Source organism: Frondihabitans sp. VKM Ac-2883 (assembly GCF_015350875.1).
Lineage (GTDB): Bacteria > Actinomycetota > Actinomycetes > Actinomycetales > Microbacteriaceae > Frondihabitans.
Window position 1 is genome coordinate 255,240 of record NZ_JADKSF010000002.1, and the last position, 24,947, is coordinate 280,186.

At 66.4% G+C, this 24,947-nt stretch carries 31 protein-coding genes; 19 read left to right on the forward strand and 12 right to left on the reverse strand.

The annotated features are described in order from the left end of the window. Positions 1-19 precede the first annotated feature (19 nt). Both ITJ49_RS04715 and ITJ49_RS17810 read left to right on the forward strand, forming a co-directional pair. A complete protein-coding gene (locus ITJ49_RS04715; RefSeq protein ID WP_194602047.1) occupies positions 20-532 on the forward strand; it encodes an ATP-binding protein in 513 nt (170 codons plus the stop codon). A 485-nt stretch (positions 533-1,017) separates the two neighbouring features. Then, entirely contained in the window at positions 1,018-1,581 is a 564-nt protein-coding gene (locus ITJ49_RS17810; protein WP_370544373.1) for a TetR/AcrR family transcriptional regulator, read from the forward strand. A 328-nt stretch (positions 1,582-1,909) separates the two neighbouring features. Here ITJ49_RS17810 and ITJ49_RS04725 read toward each other — a convergent pair whose 3' ends face one another. Both ITJ49_RS04725 and ITJ49_RS04730 read right to left on the reverse strand, forming a co-directional pair. Further along, positions 1,910-2,308 (reverse strand): cupin domain-containing protein, encoded by a 399-nt coding sequence (locus ITJ49_RS04725; RefSeq protein WP_194602051.1) that lies wholly within the window; start codon positions 2,306-2,308, stop codon positions 1,910-1,912. A gap of 81 nt (positions 2,309-2,389) precedes the next feature. Next, positions 2,390-3,517, reverse strand: a complete 1,128-nt coding sequence (locus ITJ49_RS04730; protein WP_194602054.1) for an epoxide hydrolase family protein — start codon at positions 3,515-3,517, stop codon at positions 2,390-2,392. 342 nt (positions 3,518-3,859) lie between these two features. Between ITJ49_RS04730 and ITJ49_RS04735 the strand changes: the two genes are divergently transcribed. From ITJ49_RS04735 to ITJ49_RS18100, 7 genes are all read left to right on the forward strand, one after another. Next, the gene (locus tag ITJ49_RS04735; protein WP_194602057.1) at positions 3,860-4,213 is read left to right on the forward strand and encodes a helix-turn-helix transcriptional regulator; all 354 of its coding nucleotides are present in this window, start codon (positions 3,860-3,862) and stop codon (positions 4,211-4,213) included. Further along, positions 4,210-4,890: a cation diffusion facilitator family transporter gene (locus tag ITJ49_RS04740; protein ID WP_194602060.1), complete on the forward strand. Its 681-nt coding sequence runs from the start codon at positions 4,210-4,212 to the stop codon at positions 4,888-4,890. Before ITJ49_RS04735 ends, ITJ49_RS04740 begins: the two co-directional genes overlap by 4 nt. 22 nt (positions 4,891-4,912) lie before the next feature. Further along, positions 4,913-5,551, forward strand: a complete 639-nt coding sequence (locus ITJ49_RS04745; RefSeq protein WP_194602063.1) for a copper resistance CopC family protein — start codon at positions 4,913-4,915, stop codon at positions 5,549-5,551. A 41-nt stretch (positions 5,552-5,592) separates the two neighbouring features. Then, positions 5,593-7,053: a copper resistance D family protein gene (locus ITJ49_RS04750; protein ID WP_194602066.1), complete on the forward strand. Its 1,461-nt coding sequence runs from the start codon at positions 5,593-5,595 to the stop codon at positions 7,051-7,053. Then, complete coding sequence (locus tag ITJ49_RS04755; protein ID WP_194602070.1) at positions 7,050-7,457, forward strand: hypothetical protein; 408 nt, start codon at positions 7,050-7,052, stop codon at positions 7,455-7,457. Before ITJ49_RS04750 ends, ITJ49_RS04755 begins: the two co-directional genes overlap by 4 nt. Positions 7,458-7,567: 110 nt before the next feature. Beyond that, the gene (locus ITJ49_RS04760) at positions 7,568-7,939 is read left to right on the forward strand and encodes a metalloregulator ArsR/SmtB family transcription factor (RefSeq protein ID WP_194602073.1); all 372 of its coding nucleotides are present in this window, start codon (positions 7,568-7,570) and stop codon (positions 7,937-7,939) included. After that, positions 7,920-8,963, forward strand: coding sequence for a DMT family transporter (locus ITJ49_RS18100; RefSeq protein WP_194602076.1), 1,044 nt, complete (start codon positions 7,920-7,922; stop codon positions 8,961-8,963). Before ITJ49_RS04760 ends, ITJ49_RS18100 begins: the two co-directional genes overlap by 20 nt. A 46-nt stretch (positions 8,964-9,009) precedes the next feature. Here ITJ49_RS18100 and ITJ49_RS04770 read toward each other — a convergent pair whose 3' ends face one another. Together ITJ49_RS04770 and ITJ49_RS04775 are read right to left on the reverse strand one after the other, a co-directional pair. Then, on the reverse strand, positions 9,010-9,993 hold the full coding sequence (locus tag ITJ49_RS04770) for a zinc-binding alcohol dehydrogenase family protein (protein ID WP_194602079.1): 984 nt from the start codon (positions 9,991-9,993) through the stop codon (positions 9,010-9,012). Further along, the gene (locus ITJ49_RS04775; RefSeq protein WP_194602082.1) at positions 9,990-10,487 is read right to left on the reverse strand and encodes a MarR family transcriptional regulator; all 498 of its coding nucleotides are present in this window, start codon (positions 10,485-10,487) and stop codon (positions 9,990-9,992) included. Before ITJ49_RS04775 ends, ITJ49_RS04770 begins: the two co-directional genes overlap by 4 nt. Positions 10,488-10,783: 296 nt before the next feature. Between ITJ49_RS04775 and ITJ49_RS04780 the strand changes: the two genes are divergently transcribed. Continuing rightward, on the forward strand, positions 10,784-11,413 hold the full coding sequence (locus ITJ49_RS04780; RefSeq protein ID WP_194602085.1) for an HAD-IA family hydrolase: 630 nt from the start codon (positions 10,784-10,786) through the stop codon (positions 11,411-11,413). A gap of 8 nt (positions 11,414-11,421) precedes the next feature. Here ITJ49_RS04780 and ITJ49_RS04785 read toward each other — a convergent pair whose 3' ends face one another. After that, on the reverse strand, positions 11,422-11,832 hold the full coding sequence (locus ITJ49_RS04785) for an SRPBCC domain-containing protein (RefSeq protein ID WP_194602088.1): 411 nt from the start codon (positions 11,830-11,832) through the stop codon (positions 11,422-11,424). Between the two features lie 548 nt (positions 11,833-12,380). Beyond that, positions 12,381-12,725, reverse strand: coding sequence for a MerR family transcriptional regulator (locus ITJ49_RS04790; RefSeq protein WP_194602091.1), 345 nt, complete (start codon positions 12,723-12,725; stop codon positions 12,381-12,383). A gap of 55 nt (positions 12,726-12,780) precedes the next feature. On the opposite strand from ITJ49_RS04790, the gene ITJ49_RS04795 reads away from it, so the two are divergent. Together ITJ49_RS04795 and ITJ49_RS04800 are read left to right on the forward strand one after the other, a co-directional pair. Further along, positions 12,781-13,722, forward strand: a complete 942-nt coding sequence (locus ITJ49_RS04795; protein WP_194602094.1) for an SDR family NAD(P)-dependent oxidoreductase — start codon at positions 12,781-12,783, stop codon at positions 13,720-13,722. 183 nt (positions 13,723-13,905) lie between these two features. Then, entirely contained in the window at positions 13,906-14,178 is a 273-nt protein-coding gene (locus ITJ49_RS04800) for a hypothetical protein (RefSeq protein WP_194602097.1), read from the forward strand. 241 nt (positions 14,179-14,419) lie between these two features. Here ITJ49_RS04800 and ITJ49_RS04805 read toward each other — a convergent pair whose 3' ends face one another. Further along, positions 14,420-14,920, reverse strand: coding sequence for a VanZ family protein (locus tag ITJ49_RS04805; protein WP_194602100.1), 501 nt, complete (start codon positions 14,918-14,920; stop codon positions 14,420-14,422). After that, positions 14,917-15,633 (reverse strand): TetR/AcrR family transcriptional regulator, encoded by a 717-nt coding sequence (locus ITJ49_RS04810; protein WP_194602103.1) that lies wholly within the window; start codon positions 15,631-15,633, stop codon positions 14,917-14,919. Before ITJ49_RS04810 ends, ITJ49_RS04805 begins: the two co-directional genes overlap by 4 nt. A 96-nt stretch (positions 15,634-15,729) precedes the next feature. Here ITJ49_RS04810 and ITJ49_RS04815 point away from each other — a divergent pair, with 96 nt between their 5' ends. Genes ITJ49_RS04815 through ITJ49_RS04825 form a run of 3 tightly spaced genes read left to right on the forward strand, consistent with a single transcriptional unit; the run spans position 15,730 to position 17,617 of the window. Then, complete coding sequence (locus ITJ49_RS04815; protein ID WP_194602106.1) at positions 15,730-16,470, forward strand: SDR family oxidoreductase; 741 nt, start codon at positions 15,730-15,732, stop codon at positions 16,468-16,470. Then, entirely contained in the window at positions 16,470-17,372 is a 903-nt protein-coding gene (locus tag ITJ49_RS04820) for an SDR family oxidoreductase (protein WP_194602109.1), read from the forward strand. The genes ITJ49_RS04815 and ITJ49_RS04820 overlap by 1 nt, the downstream gene beginning before the upstream one ends. 38 nt (positions 17,373-17,410) lie before the next feature. Further along, the gene (locus tag ITJ49_RS04825) at positions 17,411-17,617 is read left to right on the forward strand and encodes a tautomerase family protein (RefSeq protein WP_043594869.1); all 207 of its coding nucleotides are present in this window, start codon (positions 17,411-17,413) and stop codon (positions 17,615-17,617) included. Positions 17,618-17,712: 95 nt separating this feature from the next. Here the strand turns inward: ITJ49_RS04825 and ITJ49_RS04830 are convergent, their stop codons facing one another. Further along, on the reverse strand, positions 17,713-18,339 hold the full coding sequence (locus ITJ49_RS04830; protein ID WP_194602112.1) for a TetR/AcrR family transcriptional regulator: 627 nt from the start codon (positions 18,337-18,339) through the stop codon (positions 17,713-17,715). A gap of 51 nt (positions 18,340-18,390) precedes the next feature. Between ITJ49_RS04830 and ITJ49_RS04835 the strand changes: the two genes are divergently transcribed. Together ITJ49_RS04835 and ITJ49_RS04840 are read left to right on the forward strand one after the other, a co-directional pair. After that, the gene (locus tag ITJ49_RS04835) at positions 18,391-19,269 is read left to right on the forward strand and encodes an SDR family NAD(P)-dependent oxidoreductase (protein WP_194602115.1); all 879 of its coding nucleotides are present in this window, start codon (positions 18,391-18,393) and stop codon (positions 19,267-19,269) included. Beyond that, positions 19,266-20,210 (forward strand): hypothetical protein, encoded by a 945-nt coding sequence (locus ITJ49_RS04840; RefSeq protein WP_194602118.1) that lies wholly within the window; start codon positions 19,266-19,268, stop codon positions 20,208-20,210. Before ITJ49_RS04835 ends, ITJ49_RS04840 begins: the two co-directional genes overlap by 4 nt. Positions 20,211-20,364: 154 nt before the next feature. Here the strand turns inward: ITJ49_RS04840 and ITJ49_RS04845 are convergent, their stop codons facing one another. From ITJ49_RS04845 to ITJ49_RS04855, 3 genes are all read right to left on the reverse strand, one after another. Beyond that, complete coding sequence (locus ITJ49_RS04845; protein WP_055964596.1) at positions 20,365-20,946, reverse strand: TetR/AcrR family transcriptional regulator; 582 nt, start codon at positions 20,944-20,946, stop codon at positions 20,365-20,367. Between the two features lie 65 nt (positions 20,947-21,011). Beyond that, complete coding sequence (locus ITJ49_RS04850; protein WP_194602121.1) at positions 21,012-21,362, reverse strand: putative quinol monooxygenase; 351 nt, start codon at positions 21,360-21,362, stop codon at positions 21,012-21,014. Positions 21,363-21,747: 385 nt separating this feature from the next. Then, positions 21,748-22,773: a toll/interleukin-1 receptor domain-containing protein gene (locus ITJ49_RS04855; RefSeq protein WP_194602124.1), complete on the reverse strand. Its 1,026-nt coding sequence runs from the start codon at positions 22,771-22,773 to the stop codon at positions 21,748-21,750. Positions 22,774-23,219: 446 nt separating this feature from the next. Between ITJ49_RS04855 and ITJ49_RS04860 the strand changes: the two genes are divergently transcribed. Both ITJ49_RS04860 and ITJ49_RS18105 read left to right on the forward strand, forming a co-directional pair. Then, positions 23,220-23,705, forward strand: coding sequence for a hypothetical protein (locus ITJ49_RS04860; RefSeq protein WP_194602127.1), 486 nt, complete (start codon positions 23,220-23,222; stop codon positions 23,703-23,705). Beyond that, positions 23,702-24,877 (forward strand): zinc-dependent alcohol dehydrogenase, encoded by a 1,176-nt coding sequence (locus ITJ49_RS18105; RefSeq protein ID WP_194602129.1) that lies wholly within the window; start codon positions 23,702-23,704, stop codon positions 24,875-24,877. Before ITJ49_RS04860 ends, ITJ49_RS18105 begins: the two co-directional genes overlap by 4 nt. Positions 24,878-24,947: the final 70 nt, after the last annotated feature.

Genomic DNA, 24,947 nt, shown 5'->3' on the forward strand with positions numbered 1-24,947 from the left:
CCTATCGAAGGAGTTGCCGATGCTGATTCAGGTCTGCGGGTTACCCGGTTCTGGGAAGTCCACACTGTCAGCCGCACTCGCGGATCGAGTGCCGTCGACGATGCTGCGAGTCGATGCGATCGAAGCGGCGATGTGGAAGTACGGCATCCCTCGGGAGCAATCTGGTATCGCCGCATACTCGGCCTTGCACGCGATCGCTGTCCCGAATCTTATGCGGGGCCAAACGGTGATCGCGGATGCAGTCAGTGGAAGTGAACCCGCACGGGCCGGTTGGGTGTCGACTGCCGAGATGGCTGGTGTTCCCCTACGAGTAATCGAGGTCGTCTGCCCTGACCTCGTCGAGCACCGACGCCGAGTCGAAGAGCGCAAGAACGACCTTCCTGGATTCGTGCTGCCGACGTGGGACGAAGTGGAAACCACGCGAGCTGAGTACGAAGCTCGCAGTGACGAACGACTCGTGCTTGACAGCACCATGCCCGTAACAGAAATGGCCACACTGGCCCTCGAATTTGTCAGGGCCGACGTCCGATAGCCGATCGACCAGCGGGCATTGGTCGGTGTCCTCGTCAATCTCAGACGCTGTTTCCACGACTGAAGATGGCGCTAAAAGCAGGCAATTACCACAGCGGTTCCGGCGGCTCAAGTTCAACCCACTGCGAGATGTCCTGCCTGTCGTTGCCGTCATCGTCGGGGCGTTCATGGCTATACGTGCCTCACTGGGGCTCAGCAGAGGGGGTAATCCCACGCTTGTCTATGTCGGCGCTGGCCTGGTCGTAGTCGCCGTCGTCGTGTTCCTCGTCAATCGCTGGCAGGCCAAGCGTGGTCTCTAAAGTCCGCTGAACTACCGCTCGATAGGGAACCGGCGACCAGGCGACACCGAGAGACCGTAGGTTGTGGCTATGACCGAGGATGAGCGTATGAAGCTGGCGCGGCGTGCCGCCCTAGCCCCGACGTGCTTCTAAGCGGGGGCTGGCGTGTTCTACGGACTGGGCCTTCTACGCGTTGATCTTGCGGATTGTGGCGGCTCGGCTCTTCGCGGAGCACGGGTACGATGAGGTGTCCATCGCGGAAGTCGCGGGCGCCGCGGGCGTATCGGAGCCGACGGTCTACAACTACTTCCCGACTAAGCCCGACCTCGTCTTCGACCGAGCGGACGAAGTGCTCGAGAAGATCAGGGGTGCGATCTCCCGGCGAGACCCCCAGCAGTCGCCGGCCGATGCGATGCGCTCCCTCGTCCTCGAGGACATCGATCGGTACGTCGAGGACGACGAGGGATTAGCCAAGGGCGAGTTCCCCGCGCAGTGTCGGCTCAGTGCGCTACTCCGACGCCGGGCCCTGGTGTTCTACGACGACGTCACGACCGCGGTGGCAGCGGAACTTGCCGGCACGGGACCGAACGCGATGTCCGAGCGGGCGTACGCGGCCGCACTTGTTTCGGTGGTGCAGCAGACCACCGCGAGCATCGGCGACGCGGTCCTGTCGGATGCTCATCGGGGAGACACTCGCGAGCGTCTAGACGGCGCAGCCACGGCGACCCTTGACCACTTGTCGACCTGGTGGCACAGGGAGTACGCCACCTGAACGCATCTCGATAGACCATGGGCTGTCGGGTCAGGTGCCGAGCGCAGTGACAAAGCACGAAAGAACGTGGCCTCATTACTTTCGACGTCGCCTACGGAGGATTGATCTGATGACCAGGGCTACGGCTAACGCGGGAAGAAAAACGAGCAGGAAGAACTCGATCGTTCCTAGCGCGTATTGATTGAAGAGATAGTCCTCTCGAACGGAGACGGACAGGAATGCCATTCGATGAATGTAACCCCGAGCGTCCCGAGCACGCGATCAGCTCACACCTTCTCGATGCGCGCTCGACACCGACTCGATAGCCGATCGGCTATCGGCGCACCTCCTAAACACCCTCGAACTCACGTATCGGACTGGTCATGCTCCCGCCAGCATCGCCGGTATTCACCGTGCCCTGGGGTTCGAACAGGAGGACCTCGACCTCTCCGGCAGCCTTCGGGCAGTGTTCCACGCCTCGAGGCACGACGAAGACATCGTCAGGGCCGAGCAGAACGTCACGATCCCGGAGTTGAATGGTGAGCCCATCACTCAGGACGAGGAACAGCTCCTCGGTGTCCGGGTGGGTGTGCCACACGAACTCCCCCCGAAGCTTCACGACTTTGACGTCGTAGTCGTTGATGCTCGTCAGCCGGTGGGGCTGCCAGTGCTCGGAGATCGCCGCCTGTGCTGTCGTCACGTTCCGTACTTCATCGGTCGTGGAGAAACGCCACCGACCCACGATCATTAGAGGCGCCAGCGGCCACGTCTCGTCACTCTCGGATGAGCCGTCGCGTCGCCTTCGCGACAATGAGACCTGAGTCCGCGCTCACACCAACGAGGCGGCGAACGATCTGATGTCGGCGGTGACGGCCCGAGGCGCCTGCCAGGCGGTGAAGTGCGCGCCCACATCGAGGTCTCGCCAGCGTCGGATGTCGGTGTAGGTGCGCGCGGCGTAGGACCGCGGCAGACCACGCTCCCCCGTCTGCACGGAGACGGCGACGGGCACGTGCACCAGAGGCAGTTCGGGCTGGAGACGATGGTCTCGGTAGGGCTGGAACGACGACCCGATGCTGTTGGTGAACCAATAGAGGGAGACGGTGGTCAGCAGGTCGTCGTCGGACCACCACGACCCGTCCCCCGACCATGACAGGAGCTTCTCGATCATCCACGCCGCCAACCCCGCCGGCGAATCGGACAGCGCCACGGCGAGCGTCTCGGGGCGGGTGGACTGCAGCCCGGCGTAGGCCGACGCTCTCGCCCAGTCCTGCTCGTGTCGGGAGACCCAGCTCGACTCGTCCTGGCTCAGCTGGTTCTGACGTGACGGCGGCGGGAAGGCAGCGTGCGTGGCGAACAACCCCAGGACGGACTCCGGATACAGGGCGGCGAGCCAATCGCTGGTCGTGGACCCGACATCCTCCCCGTAGGTGATGTACCGCTGGTACCCGAGGACCTCCGTCATGAGCGTGTGCATGAGTCGCGCCACCACGGGGCCGGTGAAGGGTCGATTATCGAGGGCAGCGGAATGCCCGTAGCCGGGCAGCGACACGACGATGACGTCGAAGCCGATCACACGTCCGGGCGACACCACGACCGGATCCGCGGCGAGGAGACGTGCCATCGGAAGCATCTCGACGAACGAGTACGGCCAGCCATGGAACACGACGACGGCGATGCGTTCCGTGACCGCGGGGTCGGCGGCGCGGAGATGGGCGAAGTGGAGGCGTTGACCGTCGACGTCGGCCTCGAACTGGGGCGTGGCAGCCAGACCGTCTTCCACGTCACCCCAGTCGAACCCGTCACGCCACCGCTCGACGACCGATCCGAGCCGTGTCAACGACATGCCGCTCTCGTCGGCGGCGTCGCCGATCGGTGACGGCGGGAATCGAGAAGCTGCCAAGCGTAGACGCAGATCGGCGATCTCGGACAACGGCGTGCGAAGAGCGAAGGGGCGCATGTCGGAACGGTATCGATGAGGTCCGACATTGGGAGGCGCGGTGCAGGTGAGAGGGACCGCGGACGACTCGACGCACACCGGGCCCGGCCCGGCAGCCGACCTGACCGACATTCTCATCACAGGTCTTGATCACCTCACCCGGAACACTGCCCTTGTCTTTCGCAACCAGGTCGTAACAGACCGTGAATTGCATAAGACGAGAACGCCAGCGACCAAGAGGACCATGCCGCCGATCAAGGCGGGCCAGAACACCTTCGTGACCCGAGGCTAGGCCTTGCGTCGCGACTGGAAAGCGATCGATCACCGGGCACGTCTCGTCAGCTTTAGCTGTATAGTCAGCATATGCTGACTATTTCGTCGCGCGTCGACGTCATGAACCGCCTCGGGCGGGCGATGGCAGATCCCACCCGATCCCGCATCCTGCTGCACCTGCTCCGTGAGCCCGACTATCCCGGTGCCCTGGCCGAGCAGCTCGGGCTCACGCGCTCGAACGTGTCGAACCATCTTTCGTGCTTGCGAGGCTGCGGCATTGTTGTCGCTGTCCCTGAGGGGCGTTCGACTCGCTACGAGATTGCCGACGCTCACCTGACGAAAGCGTTGACCGCACTTGTCGACGTCGTGCTCGCGGTCGACGACGGAGAGCCCTGCACGGACGACGCCTGCGACGTCCCTCTGTGCTGCGGGACCGGCGCATGACCGCGACAACTCTCCCTGCGCTCCTCTCGCCGGCCCGCCGTGTTCTCCTGCAACGACGCATCCGGATCATCGTCGCGGTCACGATCACGTACAACGTGATCGAGGCGATCAACGCGATCGCTGCCGGCACCGTCGCCTCCTCAACAGCCCTGATCGGGTTCGGCCTCGACTCAATCGTGGAAGTACTCTCGGCGGTCGCGATCGCATGGCAGTTCGCGGCCCCCGACCCTGAGAAGCGGGAACGGGTTGCGTTGCGAGTCATCGCCGTGTCGTTCTTCGGTCTGGCCGCCTACGTGTCCGTCGACGCCGTACTAGCCCTCACTGGAATTCGGGAGCCCGACCATTCCCCTGTCGGCATCGTCCTCGCGGCCGTAAGCCTCGCAATCATGCCGTTCTTGAGCTTGATCGAGCGCCGCACCGGCACCGAGCTGAGGTCGGCGTCGGCCGTGGCCGACTCGAAGCAGACCCTCATCTGCTCCTACCTCTCGGCAGCGGTTCTCCTCGGCCTCATCCTCAACCTCGCTTTTGGATGGACGTGGGCCGACCCAGTGGCCGGGCTCGTCATCGTCGTGTTCGCCGTCCGGGAAGGACTCGAGGCCTGGCGCGGCGACGCCTGCAAAACACCCGTGTCGGCCCTGACGGGTGAGCGTCAGGTCGACGCGTGCGATTGCTGCTGACCCGCACGGTAACGAGCCACCAATGCCTCTTTCCTATTGCTCCCGGCGGTTCGCCACCCTGCTTGTTCTGACCGGGATCATCCTGGCCAGCGTCGTCGGCATCGCCCGGCCAGCCGCCGCCCACGACGCCCTTGCCGGTTCCACCCCCGCCACCGGTGGGACGGTGACCACGACACTCACCACCGTCACGGTCACCTTCAGCGAACCGCCGCTTGCCGACTTCGCCTCCGCGCTTGCCCTTAAAGTCGCCGACCCAACCGGTGCCACAGTCACCACAGGAGCCCCCACCGCCGAGGGCGCTTCCCTCACCGCCCCGGTAGCAATCACCCGGGCCGGCGTTCACACGGTGACCTGGCAAAGCGTGTCCAGTGACGGCCACCCCGTCTCCGGCACATTCACTTTCACCTACGCTGGCCCCCTTCCCACCGCTGAACCAAAACCCACGACCACCCCCACTCCTACCCGGACGACGGAACTTTTAGAGACGGCGTCGACAACGGCCCAGCCACCCTCGGCGGCCTTCGGGGGCGGTACCGCCTTTGCTCCGGCCGCGCTCATTATCGGCACCCTGCTGGTCCTTGTCATGGGTGCTGTCATCTGGCTCACACGACGACGACGCGGAGGCCCCACGACACCCACCCGCCCGGACGCCGACGAATGACGACCACACGACCACCGCGGACGGCACGACCCCGAGCGTCAATGACGTTGGGGCTCGCCGCGGCAGTGACACTGGCTGTGGTCGTGGTTGTACTGGTGGCGATCAAACCAGCCGAGCTGGTGTTGATCGTCGACCCCGGCGAGATCGTCCGCACCGGATACACCCTGAGCAAGGCCCTCAGTAATCTCGCCGCCGCTGTCACCATCGGCTCCGCTTTCCTCGTTGCCACCGCCCTCCCCGCCCACAAAGCCGCCCACCGAAGCATGTTCCGGCTCATCCGTACAGCAGCCCTCGTGTGGGCTGGCGCCGGCGTCATCGCCAGCGTGTTCACTTTCGCCAGCATCAGCGGCATCGCCATCGAAAACGCCACCAAAAGCGGCTTCTGGTCACAAGCGAGCTACTACGCCACCGACATCGAACTCGGCCAGGGATGGACCGCCACCATCCTGGTTGCCGTCGTTATCGCCATCTGGTCATCGATCGCGCGTCCGACCACCGGGCACGCCGCAGTCCTGGCCCTCATCGGAATCGGTGGGTTGGTGCCCCTTGCCCAGCAAGGGCACGCCGCCAGCTCCGCCTCCCACAATCTGGCGGTCGTGTCGATCCTCATGCATGTGGCCTTTGCGTCTGTCTGGCTTGGTGGACTGGTCGGGATCGTCTGGCTTCGCCGCACACTCCCAGCACGCCTTCTTCCCATCGTCCTGCGGCGTTACTCGACGACCGCGATGATGTGCTTTTTCGCCGTCGCGCTCTCCGGTCTCGTCAGTGCCACCCTTCGGATCACCGACCTCACCGCCTTGACCAGCACTTCTTACGGGCTGATCCTCCTAGGAAAAATGGGGGTGCTGTTAATCCTCGGGGCTCTGGGTGCTTCCTTCCGAACCAAGCTCCTTCCCCTGATCGAGACGGGCCGCTCGAGGACGTTCTGGGTGCTCGTCACTGTTGAAGTGGCGTTCATGGGCATCGCGTCGGGCTTGGCGGCGGTTCTGGCTCGCACCGCACCGCCCGGAGCGGAACAAGAGATCTACGACACCGGGCCCGTGACAGCAGCAGAATCCCTCACCGGAGCACCTTTCCCCGCCGCACCTACCTGGTCGACCCTGTTCTCAGTGCAACCTGATCCGGTGTGGATCTTCGCCATCACGACCACAGGCATCCTCTACATCAGGGCACTTCAAAACCACGCCCGGCAGGGGCACACCTGGCGCCGCACCCGGATGACACTGTTCGTCGTCGGGCTCGCCCTGACTCTCTGGGTAACCTGCGGGCCGCTATCGATCTACGCGACCTACACCGTCAGTGCCTACACGGCCTCCCTCGTGCTGCTGCTGGCGGCCGGTGTTCTACTTGCTGCCGGTCAACCCGGCTCCCTTGCAGCCGCCACGCTCCCCGCCGAGAAGACACCTCCCGTGGTTCAAGCGAATGCGCCCAATACCTCCGGGCGTCGGCCCTGCGCCATGTCGTCGCCACCGCCCCAAAGGCCGGCATCGCAGCGGGAATGATCACGTTCCTCGCGGTCTCCCCATGGGGCATGCACTGGGCGGTGACAGACCCCATCGGGCGACTCCTCACCCTCGGAGCCGTTCTCATCGCAGGAGCCACGCTGTTCACGGGGTGGCGACACGGGGCCAAGTCCGGCCGCCGAGCCAGCTCCATGTGGTTCGGCGTGTGCATCGTCGGCGCGCTCACGGTCGCCGCCGCCACGCTGGTCGGGCCTCTACGACTCCCCGACTGGTACGTCACTATGAATCCGGGTGGCCTCGAGACCTCCGGCAAGGATCAGCACGCTGCAAGCTTGATCTTCTTCTTCGCCGCGGTCCTCGCCGCCTCCGCGGGGGCCCTGCTCGTAGCAAGGACCGACCGCAGGCCTGATGACTTGCGAAAAAATCCTGACTCGCTCAGATAGGCGCCCAAAGAAGTCGCTGGTCGTCGGCCGACTTTCTTAGGCGAACGAATCATGCTGGACACCGTCTCAACAGCCAGTGGTGGACCGGAAACGTCTGCAATAATCTGCGCATGGATGCGGATAACAGATGCGGTCGTCACATCGACAGCGGCTACGTCGAGCTCGCGGTTGAGGTCTTCACCATGCTGGCCGATGCGACACGGGTGCGGATCGTCCTGGCACTTTCCGACGGAGAGCTGCCCGTCAACGATCTCGCCGAGCAAGTCGGGAAGTCACCGGCCGCGGTCTCTCAGCACCTGGCAAAGCTGCGCCTAGCGCACGTGGTCGCGACCCGGCAGGAGGGCACGCGCGTCTTCTACCGACTAACGAACGAGCACGCCCGCAAGCTCGTGTCGGACGCAATCTTCCAGGCCGAGCACCAGCTCGGCGGCACCCCCGCCCACCACCACGACGGAGCGTCTCGTGCTCACCGCTCTTCGTAGCCGCGGCGTCCAGGCTGCCCTGCTGTCAGCAGTGCTCTTCGGGGCAGGGACGCCAGCGGCGAAGCTGCTGCTCGACTCGGTCAGCCCCTTCATGCTCGCCGGCCTGCTCTACGTCGGCTCCGGCCTCGGGCTCGGACTCATCCGCCTAGTCCGCCGCTCCCCGCGCGTGCACCTGGCTCGAGACGAGCGACTGACTCTCGCTGGCGCGATCCTGTTCGGCGGCATCCTGGGGCCGGTTCTGCTGCTGGTCGGACTCGTCAACATGCCCGCCTCGAGAGCCTCGCTGCTGCTGAACGCCGAGGGCGTCGCGACGGCGCTGCTGGCTTGGTTCGTGTTCCGGGAGAACTTCGACCGTCGCATCGCGCTCGGGATGGCCGCCATCGTTGTCGGCGCCGTCGTACTGACCGTCCCTCAGGGGATCGAGTTCGGCAGTGCGTGGCCCTCGCTGGCGATCGTCGGCGCCTGCCTGGCATGGGGCATCGACAACAACCTCACCAGGAAGGTCGCGATCCACGACGCCTCCTGGCTCGCCGCCGTCAAGGGCGGCGTCGCCGGTCCCGTCAACCTCGCCCTGGCTCTCCTCCTGGTCGCTCATCCGCCGGCCGCCGGGAACGTCGCCGCCGCGATGGTGGTGGGTTTCTTCGCCTACGGCGTGAGCCTCGTGCTCTTCATCGTGGCGCTGCGCCACGTCGGCACCGCCCGCGCCGGGGCCTACTACTCGGTCGCACCGTTCTTCGGCGCAATGCTCGCGATCGTGCTCGGCGAACCCGTGACGGTGCCCCTCGTCGTCGCGGGCGTGCTGATGGCCGTCGGGATCTGGTTGCACCTCACCGAGCGACACGAGCACGAGCACACCCACGAAGAGGTCACCCACGACCACTGGCACCACCACGACGACCACCACCAGCACGCTCACGACCACCCCGTCACGGCGGGCACCTGGCACCGCCACGTCCACACGCACGAGCCGATCACCCACACCCACGAGCACTATCCCGACAGCCACCACCGCCACACCCACTGAGACTGGACTGTCTCTATAGCCGATCGCCATCCGAACGCAGATGGGGTCAGCGCGTCGTGACGACGAGCTTGCCGGATCGGGCCCCGCTCTCCATGTCCTGGTGGGCCTGCACGATGTCCTCGAGCGCATAGACCTTCGCAAGAGGAACGCTCGCTGCCCCAGCGACCACAGCATCCAGGAACGCCTGCAACACCGGCGCCGGCAGGTCACTCGCTTCACCGGAGTACGCGGTGAGGCGCACCCCGTTGGGGATCACCGCCATCGGGTAGAAGTCGGGAATGGTCCAGACGTCGGAGAGCATCCCGCTGAATGACACGGTGCCGTGGACGGCTGTCGCCCGGAGCGTGTCGGGCAGCGTGTCGGTGCCGATCAGCTCGACCGCTCCATTGACGCCGTCCGGCACGATTCGACGGACCGTGTCGGCGATCCTGCCCGTGTCGACCACGACGTGGTCCGCACCAGTGGCGTGCAGTCGCTCGGTGCGGTCCGGGTTGCGAGTGGTGGCGATGACGGTCATGCCCTGCTGCTTCGCCAGCACGATGCACGCCAGGCCGATCGACGAAGTGCCACCTCGGATCAGGATCGTGTCGCCCCGGCGGGCGCCGACGCCCACGGTGAGCGACCCGTGTGCGGTCTGCAGCATCTCCGGGACGGCACCGATGGTGGCCCAGTCGAGGGTGCTGGTGAACGGCACGACGCTGCTGGCCGGGACGACGGTGTACTCGGCGTAGCCCCCGTCGAAGTCGCGCCCCATCCCGCCCATCAGCCCGGCTACTTGGGTGCCGGCGGGGAACTCTCCACCAGGGGCTGCCTCCACGGTCCCGACGGCTTCGATCCCGGGCACCCGTGGGAAAGTCCCGAAATGGCCCATGCCGCGGCGGAAGTGCAGCTCGGACCGGTTGAGCCCGAACGCTTCAACACGGATCAGCACCTGGCCCGGGCCTGGGATCGGGATCGGCAGCTCACGGAGGTGCAACACGTCGGGGTCACCGGGTGCGTCGATCACGACGGCCCGCATGGTCGCCGTCATCGCCTTGCCCCCAACGTCGACTGCAGGCGCTCGAGTGCCGCGATGCCGTCTGCGACCGCCGCGGCATCGGCATTCGAGAGCACGGCGTCCAGTGCGCGCTCGAACCGCTCGTCCGCGGTGGCGAAGGCATCTCGCCCCTGGGGCGAGAGGGTACTGCGCACGCTCCGGCGGTCGACGGGGTCCGATGCTCGCTCGAGGAGGCCATCGGTGGCGAGCCGGTCGAGCAAGCGGCTGGCCGCCGCGATCGACGTCCCGGCCCCGGTCGCGACGTCCTGCACCCGGGCGCCCATCGGGGCCGCTTCGACGATCCGCAGCACCTCCAGCCGCGCCAGGCTCAGCACGCCCTCACCCCTCATCCGCTTTTCCACCAGGTTCCAGACGTCGGTCTCGTGTCGCACGAGGGCGGCGAAGTACTCGCGGGCACGAAACCCATGGCTGCTGGCGTCACCCCGGAGGGCAGACGTGTCCGAGATGGTTGGGAGGTTCGCGCTCATGGGCTGAGCTTACTGGTTGGTTGCTATGTAAAGTAGTTGCCCCATCAGGCTCAGAGCTTGGCCAGCCAGACGTGCTCAGCATCCTCGTGCAGATCGGGGCCCTCCCGCCGACGCTCGGTTGACCACTCACGAGCGCACCCTTCTATCTATCGAGACAGCTTGCCCACGCCATCTATCGAGACAGCCTGCCCACGCAGTGGCCGCAGGTGGAGCACTGACGAACTGCTCACCGCGTCACTCGTGCAAGCGGATGAGATGACGACTGGTGCACCATGCGCGGCTGAGAGACTGTAGGGGTGACTCTGCACCTGGCCCAAAGCCCCGCGGACCTTGAACCGTCCGAAAAGCACCGTGCCCTGCTGTTCGACTGGGATGGCACCCTCGCCGACAGTCAGTTGGTGAACTTCAAAGCCATCGACGGCGCTCTCGCTGCAGCTGGCTTGTCTATCGAGAAGCACTGGTTTGAAGCCCGCACCGGTGTCTCCACACGTGAGATGGTGGCGATGCTCAGCGTCCTGCAAGGCATCCCTGTCGACGTCAACGCAGTTGCAGCGCATCGTGACGACGCATACCTCGAGCGGGTCGGCGAAGTGGGAGAAGTCGCGCTCGTCGCTACGGTTCTCCGTCGCGAGCACGGCAGTCGCGCGACAGCATTAGCAACGGGAGGTGGCGCACGAACGGTGCTGGCCACTGCCGACTCACTTGGCCTTCGGGGTTTTTTTGATGCCCTCGTGACAAGGGAGGACGTCGAGGAGGGCAAGCCGGCTCCGGACATCTTTCTGCGTGCCGCGTCGCTCTTGGGCGCTCCGGCCGAGGCGTGTTTGGTGTATGAGGACAGTGACGAAGGAATCGCGGCAGCTCGCACGGCCGGGATGGACGTCATCGACGTACGACCACTCAGACGCTTGAACTCAGCGTCTCAATAGCCGATCGGCTATCGAGACGCGGCGGACAGCAGGTTGGCGAGGTGGAACGACCAGCCGTCGCAGTGTGCTGATCGGAGGATCGAGCCGTCGGGCAGCTGTGCGAAGCCTTCCTCGGTCAGGGCCACGATGCTGCCGCTACCGGCCGGCTCAATTTCAAGTCGCACGTGCAATGGCGAGGCCCAGGCCGGCTGTCGCCAAACGAAGCCGAGGGTGTTGGGCGGGGCCGCTTCCGTCACGTGACCGTCGGCATATCGCTTTTGCCCGTCTTCGGTCCATGTCTCGCGCACTGCGGCGCCGACTTCAGGAGTCAGAGACAGTTCCGGCCACCAGCCGTCACGACCGTCGGTCAGCGCGAACCAGACCGCCGCGACGGACGCCCCCGATGTAACTGTTAGTGACAGGCGGTCATTAGCAGGCATGTCCTGAACCTACCCCTGGGTGACTCGTTGACCGCCGTGCTGGACCAGCGCGGCCCCGCGGTTTCCAGGCCAATTCGGCAACAAAGCCAATTTCGTTTCCGTCCGGGTCTCGGAGCTCGACGACCTCGACAACTCCTCCAAAACGCTGCAGCTCGCTCACGTCGTGACCAAGGTCGGCCAAGCGCTGGCGCTCCGCTCCGGCATCAGGAACGCTGATATTGACCGTGATGCCACGGTGGCCAGCATCTGCGGGCCGGTGTGCGAGTTAGAGCCAGAAAAGCCCCACGTTGAACTCCACCAGGCCCTCCACTGGCTCGAGATCAGGGCCACCCAGGTTGAAGACCGATTGATACCACCTGGTCGCGCTCTCAAGATCGCGAACAGGAAGACCGACCATGACACCCGTGGCTCTCATGGCCCCCACGTTAGTAAGAGTCACCCTCCCGAGAAAGGGTAAAGGTTTGCGACGGTCCCTGCCGTCTCGGCAGCCGATCGACTATCGGTCGAGTTCATCCCCGTGCGCACGTCGGGCTCGCTGGCCGTGTGGGTCAGGCGTTAGCGGTCAAGTACGAGCTGAGCGAGGCGTCGATCATCGCAAATCGAGCAGCTCGTACCCGCACGTCGTCTCGTAGGGTCGCGACCTGGCGCAAAAGATCCGGGCACGCCGCTTCCGATCGCTTGCCGACCGTGCAGGGCAGGACGTCCTTGACTAGAGACGAAGGCATCCCAATGTCGAGGAGCGAGCGGATGGTTTCAACTATCGCGACAGCGTTCGGGGCGTATTCCCGATACCCGTTCGATTGACGCTCCGCCGTGAGAAGGCCCTGCTCCTCGTAATACCGGAGGGCACGTGGAGTCGCCCCCGTCTTCCTGCTTAGCTCACCGATCCGCATGGTGCTCTTCCTGGTCCTTGACCTTCACGCTGACGTCAGACTCTACGCTCCGATAATGTCCTCACTGACACAGCCAACCCGAACCCGCCTGGCTAATCCCCTTGCCTCCACCCCGGACCTCACCGGCCGGCGGGCAGTCGTCACGGGCGGCTCCAGCGGACTTGGACTGGTCACCACCCGAGCGCTCCTTCGTCGCGGTGCCGAAGTGGTCATCGGAGCTCGCGACACGTCCCGGGCCGAGGACGCACGCGACCGCCTCGTCGCGGAGTTGAACCTGCCAGCCGGTCGTGTGACGGTCGCTCGTCTCGATCTCATTGACCCGCACTCGGTCCGCGAGTTCGCCAAGACCGTGGGCGACGCAGCCCTCGACCTGCTTGTGCTCAACGCCGGAATCAGCAGCGTCCCCCTCCGCCACGATCACGCCGGCATCGAGAGCCAGTTCGCAACCAACCACCTCGGTCACTTCGCCCTCACGGGGCACCTGCTCCCGGCACTCGACGGCGGAACCGCTTCGAGGATCGTCACCGTCTCGTCTTCCCTCTACACCGGGGGCAAGCTCGACCTCGACGACCTCTCCGACAGCGCCACCTACTCCCCCGGGCGCGCCTATAGCCGGTCGAAACTGGCAAACGTGATCTTCGCTGTCGAGCTTCAGCGACGCCTCGCAGCCCAGGGCAGCACGACGCGGAGCTTTGCTGCGCACCCCGGCATGGCACGCACGCCCTTGCATGCGACCTACCCCTCCGCCACCACGAGGGTTCTGACGAGTGCCGTCGCCCGGGTCATCGGCCGTGACCCCGAACCGGCCGATATTGGAGTACTCACTGCCGCCCTGAATCCGGAGGCCACCCCCGCTTTGTTCTGGGGCCCGGTTGGCTCCAAGACCGCCCCCGACGCGCTGGGGCTGCCTTTCGCGGCCGCAGCCTCGAACTCCGCCCCAGCGGCAGCCCTCTGGTCGAAGTCGGAGCAGCTGTCCGACATCCGGATTCTGAGCTGAAAGTGCAAACCAGCACCCTGGAGAGCCGAGGGCTGGGTGTCCGATAACCGATCGGCTACCGAGATGGCCCCCGAGTCCTTTATGTGGCGCGCGGGGTGGACAACGGCCACGTGAGCCTGTGCGGCGTACTAATTTGTTGAGTGAGACCCAGGACGGCGCCGATGCCATCCAGAAAGTCAGGCCATGACTGCCGTACTTATCGCCTACGACCTCCACGCCCCAGGCCAGTCGTACGAGAGCCTTTCGGACAAGATCAAGTCATACGGCACGTGGGCCAAGATCCTCGAGTCCACGTGGATTGTCGCGGGATCTGCCGTTTCCGCGCAGGGTGTCTACGAAGAGCAGCGCCCGATCCTTGATGACAACGACAATATTTTCTGCGTCGAGATCGATGGCGAGGCGCGACAGGGGTGGTTGCCGAAGCAGCAATGGGACTGGATCCGAAAGCAGGTCTAGGCAGGGTACAGGTGGCGCTCGTCTCGCAACCGTACTCTCAGTGAGACTCAAAGCATCCGATAGCCGATCCCCTATCGGACACCTTCAAGGAGCCGTACTAGGTGCTTCTTACATCGAGCGCCCCCGCTTGCAGAGGGAAGACCACCATCCTCGCCATTGCCGATGAGCCCGTGCACATCACGCCCTGATCGCCAGTAGGCATATTGGCCGCAAGTCGGGCGCACCGCTGGCGGCCAGTGACTCATCCCGACGACGCGGTGGCCCTACGTCGCCGGTCGATCGCGCAGATGACGAGAGCGATGACCGCGCCCAGCACCGCGCCGACGGTGTTCATGGCCCAATCGTCCGTGTCACACCGGCGACCGAGGACGGGCGCGAGGGCCTGTACGACTTCGATGACGGCGGAGAGGGCGACCGCACCGGTGAGGATTGTCAGCGGCCGGTTCGTCGCCGTCCCGAGGAAGAGCACGAGCGGCAGCAGCATCGCGACGTTGGCGAGCGTGTCGATGCCCTGGAACGGGACGCTGAACTGCACGGTGCAGGTGACACCGCCGGGCCGAGCTCCGTCGGGCAGCAGGGTTAGAACGAGCACCGCGATGAGCGCGACAGCCGAGAGGCCGAGGAGGACACGCCGGAGCCGGAGCCGGTGCAGGACCCAGGCGAGCAGGGTGGCGGCCGCGACGGCGACCCACAAGCCGATGCGGACGAGGGGCGCGTGTTCGACGAGGAACGTGGAGATCACCGGGGGCCGTCGCTTTCTCGGTCGAGGCGCGTGAGCCAGACGTTCATGAGCGCGGACTCCTCGGGGAGGAGGGCGCCAGGCCCGCCCTCAGCGAGCTGCGCACGGAGCTGCCGCCGGGCGGCTGTGGCAGCGTCGAACGACGCCGGCGGGGAACCCGCGACGAGGACGGCACCGAGGACGGCGTCGCGGAGCGCGTCGGCGACCGCATTCGCCCGTCGCGCGGGACGCACGGTCGTCATGTCGTCGAGGGCGAGCCCGACGTTGGCCGCCAAGATCATCCCCGATGCGACGTCGACTTCGAGACGGAGAAGCCCCGCGGCCGCGCACCGAGAGAGCGTCCGCTCGAGCAGCGCCCTCACACCGTCCGCTGCGCGACCGCCCGCCCAGGGTCGCGGCGCGAACATCAGGCGATAGAGGGCGGGGTTCTCCCTCGCGAAGCCGAGGTGGTCACCCCACCCGCGGCGCAGGTCCGCCGCCGGGTCGTCGGTGGCCTCGAGCTCGGCCTTGCGGGCGGCGTAGCGCTGCAGGCCCGTCTCGGCCAGGGCGTCGAGGAGTCCCCTCTTGTCGCCGAACAGCCGATACAGCACCGGCTGGGTCACACCGACAGCCTCACAGACCGCTCGTGTGGCGATCTCGCCATCGGACGCGGCGACCAGTTGTTCCTCGGCCGCCGCGAGCAGCGCGCTCCGGAGGTCGTCGTCGGATCGGATCATGGCCCCCAGCCTAGGGCACTTGCTATCGCGTGTCGTATCTGTGATAGTTCTTGCGTATCGGCGAAACTGCCGACCAATAGCAACGAAAGGCAGATCATGAGCACTGATCCCCAGCGCATCGCCGTCGTCACGGGTGGCTCCCGCGGCATCGGCCGCGCCATCTCCACCCGACTCTCCCGTGACGGGTTCACCGTCGTTGTCGCATCAGCCAGCGGGGGTGCCGCGGCCGCCGCGACCCTCGACGAGATCACGAGCGCCGGCGGCCATGCCATCGCCGTGCAGGCCGACGTCGCCGACGAGCACGCCGTGGCGGCGATCTTCGACAGGGTCGCGAACGACTTCGGGGGCGTCGACGTCGTGGTGCACTCGGCCGGACGCCTCGGCTTGTCGACCATCGCCGAGCAAGACCTCGACGCCCTCGACGACCTGCACAGGACGAACGTCCGCGGCACCTTCGTCGTCGCACAGCAGGCAGCACGTCGACTGCGCTCCGGGGGTGCCTTCGTCGGCATGTCGACATCCGTCGTCGGAACGCAGTTCCCCACCTACGGCGCCTACGTCGCGAGCAAGAGCGCGGTCGAGGGCATGGCGCTGATCCTGGCGAAGGAGCTCCGTGGCCGGGACGTCACGGTGAACGTCGTCGCTCCGGGCCCAACCGCGACGGAGCTGTTCCTCGACGGCAAGACGCAGGAGCAGATCAACGCCCTGGCCAAGGTCCCGCCGCTCGAGCGCCTCGGCACCCCGGAGGACATCGCCGGCGTGGTGGCGTTCCTTGCAGGGCCGGACGGGCGCTGGGTGAACGGCCAGACCATCCGTGTCAACGGCGGCATGGTCTGATGACGGTGCCGCTGGTCATCCTCGTCACCGGCGCCTCCGCAGGATTCGGTCGACTCACGGCAGAATCGCTGGCACGCGCAGGCCACGTCGTCGCGGCGGGCATGCGCGCCGTCGACGGGAGGAACGCGGCCCATCGCGACGCCCTGGCCGACCTCGCCTCTCGTGAGGGGCTGAGGCTCGGCGGCGTCGAGCTCGACGTCCAGTCGCAGGGATCCGTGGACGCTGCGGTCGACACCGTCATCAGGGCGTACGGCCGCATCGACGCCGTCGTGCAGAACGCCGGCCACATGGCCTTCGGTGCCGCTGAGGCTTTCACGCCTGAACAGTTCGCGTACCTGTACGACGTCAACGTGGTCGGCGGCCACCGGGTAGCCCGCGCCGTCTTGCCGCACATGCGCTCCCAGCGCTCGGGCTTCGTCGTATGGGTGGGCAGTTCCTCCACCCGCGGCGGGCACCCTCCGTTCCTCGCCCCGTACTTCGCCGCCAAGGCCGGCATGGACGCCCTCGCCGAGAGCTACGCGGCCGAGACGATCCGCTTCGGCATCGACAGCTCGATCGTCGTCCCCGGGGCGTTCACCTCGGGCACGAACCACTTCACCAACGCCACCACCCCGGCGGACGAGGCGCGGGTGACCGACCACGACGCCGAGTACGGCACGCTCCGCCGCCAGCTGACCCACCGCCTCGCCGCGATCGTGCCGCCCGAGGCCGACGTGCAGGACGTCGCCGACGAGATCGTGCGCCTGGTCGGCCTGCCCCAGGGGACGCGCCCGTTCCGGTCGCACGTCGACCCGTCCCGCGACGGCAGCGAAGTCGTGTCCGCGGTCACCGACCGCATCCGTGCCGAGTTCTACCGCCGCATCGGCATCGAGGATCTCTTGCCCTCGAACGCCGCCCTCTGACCCCCGGAACGTCCGGGCCACCACCGAAAGGAACCACCATGCCCTTCGCCAACCTCAAGGTCCCCGCGGACACCCTCACGCCTGAGTCCAAGAAGAAGCTGCAGGACGCCGTCACGGACGCCATCGTCGACGTCTACGGAGAACGAGCACGCCCGACGACCCTCGTCATCCTCGACGAGGTCGCCGACGGCGGCTGGATGCTCGGCGGCACCATCCTCAACGAAGCGATGCTCGGCCGCGTCTAGTACCGCATGTCACAGGATGAGGGGCCCGGGCGACCGGGCCCCTCATCGCGTTCGCGGCACCGAGCCTGCCGCGACTCGAGCGCGCCGGTCCCGGTTCACCCGTCGGGGGCGGTGACCGGTCCCTGGGCGGCCGTTCCGAGCTGCTGCTCGATCTGCGGCAGGAGCGCCCGCACCGCGGCGACGACGACTTCGTCCACGCGATCCTCGGGGAGCCGGCCGGTGGCGGCCAAGGCACTGATGCCTTCTGTCGTCGCCGCGACCAGGAACGGCATCGGGCCCATCGACTCCGGACTGCTCTCCCCGAGCAGCTCCGCGCCGACTGCGAAGAAGCGCTCGGCCGAGGACTGCGCCTCGGGGTCGCGCCCCGCATTCGTGCCGTCGTCGGTCGACGCGAACATCAGCTGCATCAGGGGGCCGTTGTGCTGCGCGAAGCGAGCATGAGCGCGGATGTACTCCGTGAGCCGGCGCTCGAGGGTGCCCACCTGCCGCGCGGCCTCGAGATAGCGACGCAGCTCGTCGAAACCGTCCGCGGCGATCGCGACGAGGACGGCGTCCCGGTCACGGAAGTGACGGAGCGGCGCACCATGGCTGACGCCCACGCGGCGCGCGAGCTCTCGCACCGTCACCGCCTGTTGCCCCTCCTCGATCAGGAGCGCGCGCCCCTCGCGGACGAGCTCTTCACGCAGCGACCCGTGGTGGTAGGAGCGTGCTTGCTGTGCCATCCGAACAGTGTAGACGTTGACAACAATGTGGCCGGTGTCTACATTGGGGGCATGGACGACACCAGAGCAGGCGAGGCACCGACCAACGAGACCGTCATCATCACCGGCGGCACCAGCGGCATCGGCCGAGCGACCGCGGTCGCCCTGGCCGAGTCCGGATCACGCATCATCCTCGCTGTCCGGAATCAGGAGAAGGGGCAAGCCATGGCAGCGACCCTCCCCGGCACTCCGGGAACGCACCGCGTCCTGCCACTCGACCTCGCGCGGCTTGAGACGGTGCCCGACTTCGCAGACCGGATCGACGAACCGATCGCCATCCTCGTCAACAACGCAGGCGTCGAGTCGAAGGACCTCCAGCGGACGGCCGACGGTCACGAGCTCCAGTTCGGCACGAACCACCTGGGGCACTTCCTCCTGACGACGCTGCTCCTGCCGCACATCACCGACCGCGTCGTCACCGTCGCGTCCCAGGCGGAACGGATGGCTCGTCTCGACCTCGACGACCTCGATTGGCACCGACGCCCGTACCAGGCGAGCCGGGCGTACGCGGACTCCAAGCTCGCCAACCTGCTGTTCACGTCGGAGCTGGACCGGCGGCTGCAGACGTCGGGCTCTCGAGTGCGGGCGCTGGCCGCCCACCCGGGGTTGGTCAAGACAGCCATCTACGACCGGCCGGCCGGTCAGCGCCCCAACCTCTGGGACCGGCTCGTCCCGATCTTGGGGCAGGAGCCGGAAGACGGTGCGCTGCCGTCGCTGCTCGCCGCCTCAGCCGACCTCCCCGGCGGCACCTTCGTCGGACCCCAGCGGATGATGCACATGCGAGGCGGGGCCGAGGTGATCAGCCAGTCGAAGCAGGCACGGAACCCGGAGACCGCAGCGAGACTCTGGTCGATCTCCGAGCGGATGACGGCAGCGGGCACCCGCCCGTGAGCCTCGTCCAGGACCGTCCCCGCGCACTCTGGACCGCTGTACGCGGATGGCACCGACCTCTCGTCGCCTTCACGACAGTGATATGCCTCTGGGCTGTGGTGTGCCTCGTCGGGCTGATCCTCGATCCGCGGACATTGGCAGACGACCCGATCTGGGCCAAACCTCTCAAGTTCTCGATCTCCCTCGCGCTCTACGCGATCACCCTTGCGTGGATGCTCTCGATGGTGCAGCGGCCTGTCCTGCGTCGGATCGGTTGGTGGGCCGGAACCGTCGGCGCAGCGGCGTCCCTCCTGGAGATCGTCGTCATCTCGATCCAAGTGGTTCGCGGCGTGGGAAGCCACTTCAACGTCTCGACTCCGACGAACCAGCTCTTCTACCAGCTCATGGCCGGTGGGGTCACCCTCATGTACTGCGCGACACTGGTCATCGGAGCCTTCCTGGCCATGTTCTCCCGGATCGAGGACAGGGCGCTGGCGTGGTCCCTGAGGCTCGGACTGATCATCGCCCTGGTCGGCCTGTCCGTGGGCTTCCTCATGGTGATCCCCACCGCGGCCCAGCTGGCCGACCCGACATCGTCGACCTACGGCTCCCACTCCGTGGGCGGTGACGACGCGACCGGCGGCATCTTCTTCCTCGGCTGGAACACCGCCCACGGAGATCTCCGCGTGTCCCACTTCATCGGCATGCACGCACTGCAGGTGCTGCCGATCCTCGCGATCACGCTCCCCCGGGCGCTCAGTGAGGCCGATCGGCTCCGTATCGTCGTCGCGGCCGGAGCGACGTACGCTGCCGTCACCGCGATCGCCCTGTGGCAGGCGTTGCGGGGACAATCGGTCATCCACCCCGACGCCATCACCGTCGCGGCAGTCGGGGTCACCATCGTCCTGGCTGCGATGAGCTTCATGACCATCGCCGCGCAGAGACGCCACCAGCACAGGTAGCTCCAGAGCCTGGCCTGACGGCACACCGATGGACGAAGTCGAGGTCGCGCTCGACGAGCGCCCTGGTTTCCCGTCGAGTTTCGGCCCACCTCCCGTCGGTCACCTCCAGCGTGGTCGCTACAAGCACTTGACCGGGTCTGGGTTGCCTCGCGCTTCAAGTGAGCAGGGTGAACGCCGCTCGGCCGACACCGAGGAGCACCGACCGGTCGGCGCCGGCAGTGCCGAGGACCTCCATGCCGCGAGTGACCGCCACGAAGTACGTCGCCAGGGCCCGGGCGTCGAGAGCCGCGTCCACTTCCCCGGCTGTCTGCGCTTGCTCGATGCACCCGGCGTACTCGTCCTCGAGGCGCCGATAGGCGCAACGAGCGGCTTCGGCGACCTCCGGATCGCGGTCGGCCAGCTCCACCGTGGCCTTCGTGAACAGCGAATCCAACGGCCCTTCCAAGGTGAAAGTGATGGCGAGTGCATCCAGGTGCGCTCTGATCCGCTCGAGCGGAGAGGCCGTCCCCGATGTGAGCTCGACAGTCAGGCGATCAACCTGCGTGGAGGTGCTCCGCTCGAGTGCGCGCAGAAAAAGGTCTCGCTTGCCCCCAAAGGTGTTGTAGATGCTCTGCTTACCGAGCCCGGTGGCGCGGCTCAGCTCCTCCATCGTCGTGCCGCCGTAGCCAACGGCAGCGAAGACACCGGCGGCTTTTTCGACGACGGTGTCCTCGTCGAATTTGCGAGGTCGGGGCATGGCGCGATCCTATGCGGGGCCAAGGCGGGCTCGGCCTACGTTCCGCAGGTCGCTTCGTGGTGCTGTCAGCTCACGCTGGGGAGGGCGCCAGCTGTCTGGGCGGCCACGTCGTAGTACTCGGCCTGGTAGTCGAGGATGCGGATGCCCCCGAGGACGGCTGTAGCCGCCTCAAGGAAGTTCTCATCAGCCATATGGGCGTCGACGGCGGCTTGGTCACGCCAGCCCTCGGTGAGGTGGATCGTGTTCGGGTCCGTGAGATCCTCGGCGAAGACGTAGTACGTGCATCCGTCTTGGTGCGCAGTGGTGGTCAGGTGAGGGATCACGGCGTCGCTGAATGCCTGTCGATCGTCGGGGTGGACCGTGTAGTACGCGCTGATGACCTTGCTGGTCGGGCTGTGCTTGGCGTGCGAGATCATGGTGCCTTCTCCTCCGTGACCACGGACCGTCCGGGCCAGCAGGCCACTGTACCTCGATAATTGTCTAGTTAGTCAATAACTCGGTCTTTGCGCCCTACCTACTCGCTCCCGTGACCGTCGAGAAAGGGTTAGCACACCGTCCTGTTCTTCAAGGTCGCAACCGTCGCCGACACAATCATCGACACCATCTAAATCCCTGGCGACCCGGGCGCATGCACGCCGGCGCGACTCCTCCCCCGACGCAGCCGCACTAAACCGGCCCCACGCACACGCCGGACCGGACGAATAACGCCGAGAACCACGAATGTCGCTGAGCGATCCCCATACGGGATGCCCGAACGGCTCTTACGACCGGTGTGCTGGACAGGCCAGAGCGCCGGAGACATCATGTGTCTCGCTCAACCCTTGGTGGCAGATCGCTTGGTGTCAGTACGGCTGTGCGATCAGTAGCAATGACGTAACGCAGTTGCGCGACGGCTTCGTAGCCATTCAAGCCAGAACGGAAGACCACGTCATCAAGCATGAGAAGCGCCCAGTAACCTTCGCGGTTGACCATAACCACCGCATCGCCAGGAACAGTTCCCTCGACTTTGTTGGACATCGGCAGGGAAGCGAGGTCACTGAAAACCTCCGGCTGTTCCGCGGCGGCAGTGACCAGGCCGATGTTGCCAATCTGGTAGCTGTAGTGGCGAACGTACGTTTCTCCGCCAGGTCGGGGACCGCCGCCCGATAGGTAGTCCAAGTGCAGCTCGAAGCGGGCCTCGTCGCTCCCAAGGGTGAAATGGCCGGAGTTCTCGTTCGTGTTCACCTCGATCAGCCCGCGAGTTCGACCGTCATGCCAACGGGCGGGATCGTTTCGGATTGCGGCACTAGCCTGTGCCTGGGTCGTGCCAACGAACGGGTTTAGCCCGAGGGGTGGAGCGGCTTCGATTGGGACCCCGTGCAGCTCGCGGAGCAGCCGCTCGTAGGCATTTTCGTGATCCTCCCGAAAGTCGATCCACGCTCTGCCGTCGAGATATGCCGGCGGGATGGGATACCCAGCAACAGTCCCGGAGTCCGGGACGACAGGAATAACCCGATTGCCACCCAAATTGCGGTAGACGGTAGGGGAGACGATGGTCGTCTCCGTGCCGACCCCAGAGGGCTGTTCGCCGCGGCTGTCGGCCTTCGGGCCGTAATCATCCGAGAGCATGACCAGAACCCGGGCTGACAGATCGCGGTACCTCTCCATAAATAGGTTCAGGTCGTGCCCTAGGCGGACGTCCCACCGATCAAAGTGAACGTCAACACCATTGGAACGCAGCCGTCGAGCCAGATTCGTGACCCACGCCACGTGCTCTTCGGACGCCCATGAGTATGAAACGAAGGCAACTGGCGGGTCGGACTGTTCGCGAGCTGGGGAGGTCTGCACACGTTCAGTGTGGCCGCCCGCGGGGCAATAAATGGACTTTTAGGAAGCGTTCCGCTGAGCTATCCCCTATCGCAACGTCAAAACGGCGAATCAACCAGGGCGCGACTTCCCTGCGGTCTCGGCTAGGCCCCCTTCTCTGGACACGGCCATATTGATGTCATGCGGAATAGCCCTTTGTTCGCGGACACGCTTCGCGCTTTTTACACCGATTTGTTACATGACTCGCGTTGTCGGGGTGGTGTCAAGAGCCAAAAAGATGTCTCACGGCACGGTCGGGTGCGTGCGCACACTGGGGGCAAACGGTCGGCAAGGTGGGCAGATCCAGGGCCCTGCTGCCCGCTCATCCATCTAGAGCACTGCGCACTCGCGCGAACCGAGGAGGTCGTAATGAACACCACCGATCAGCAGCGGGGCACCCCCGCTCCCCCGCCGTGGCGGGCCGCCTGATGGCCGGTCGCCTGACCGGTGCCGGGGCCGCCGGCGTCGCCGCCGTTGCCACCGCCGCCGCGGCCGTCGTCGTCGGACAACGACACCGCCGCCGCCCGGACGAGGGCGCCGGGTCACCGCGCGAGGCCCGGACGCGCTGGCAGGCCGTGACCGTCCTGGCCGACCCCAACGACGTGTACTCCGGCGGCCACAAGCCGCCGTTCCTGGCCGACCTCGGCGAGGACGTCGAGGTCGAAGTGCGTGCCGCCGCCGGCGACAAGGGCACCGAGCTGCGCGCCCGCCTCCGCCAGCCAGCCTCTTCTAAGAAGTCCGCCGACGAAGCCGCCAAGACCATCCGCATGGCACTCCGACGGGCGAAGCAGGTCATCGAGGCCGGCGAGGTGCTGCGTGTCGACCCCACGCCCCACGGAGAGCGGAAAGCCACCCCCACCGGCGCCCTCGTCGACCGGGCCACCGCGCACGCCGACGAGGAGGGACTGCTGTGAGGGCCCTCACCTGGACCGGCGTCAACGAGACCTCGGTCGAGACCGTCGACGACCCCGCGATCCTCAACGACCAGGACGTCATCGTCAGGGTCCAGCTCAGCACGACGTGCGGGTCCGACCTCCACCTGCTCGGCGGGTACATCCCCACTATGCGTTCGGGCGACGTCCTCGGCCACGAGTTCATGGGTGAGATCGTCGAGATCGGGTCGGCCGTCCGCAAGCGCAAGGTCGGCGACCGCGTCGTGGTCTGCTCGTTCGTCGCCTGCGGCCGGTGTTGGTACTGCACCCACGAGCTCTACTCGCTGTGCGACAACGGCAACCCCAACCCCGCCATCACCGAGACCCTCTGGGGCTCCCCCATCGGCGGGTGCTTCGCCTACAGCCACGCACTGGGCGGCTTCGCCGGCAGCCACGCCGACTACGTCCGGGTGCCCTACGGCGACCACGGCACCTTCCCCGTCCCCGACGGCGTCTCGGACGAAGCAGCACTGTTCGCCTCGGACGCGGCCCCCACCGGGTGGACCGGCGCCGACCTCGCCGGCATCACCCCCGGCGACACCGTCGCCGTCTGGGGTGCCGGCGGCGTCGGCCAGATGGCCGCCCGCGCGGCCATGCTGCTCGGGGCCGAGCAGGTCGTCGTCATCGACCAGCTGCCCGAACGCCTCCACCAGGTGCGGCAGCACGTCGGTGCCGAGACCCTCGACTTCGCGCAGGACGACGTCCTCGCCGAACTCAAGGAGCGCACCGGCGGCCGCGGCCCGGACGTCTGCATCGAGGCCGTCGGGATGGAAGCCGACGGCACCGGCGCCCAACACCTCTACGACCAGGTCAAACAGCAGCTGCGACTGCAGACCGACCGGCCGACCGCGCTGCGCGAGGCGATCTACGCCTGCCGCAAGGGCGGCAGCGTCTTCGCACTCGGCGTCTTCGCCGGGCTCGTCGACAAGTTCCCGCTCGGGGCCGTCATGAACAAGGGCCTTACCCTGCGGGGCGCCCAACAACACGGGCACCGCTACATCCCGATGATCCTCGACCGCATCGCGGCCGGCGAGCTCAGCACCGAGCACCTCGCCACCCACGTCCTCCCGCTCGAGCAAGGGCCCCAGGGCTACGAGATGTTCAAGACCAAGGACGACGGCTGCGTTTGCGCCGTCTTCCGCCCCGGCACCTGACGTCGCGCCTCCCCGGCAACCCGCGCGCTCCTCCCGGCGTCCCGCCGCACCGCCCCGCCACCCGGCCCCG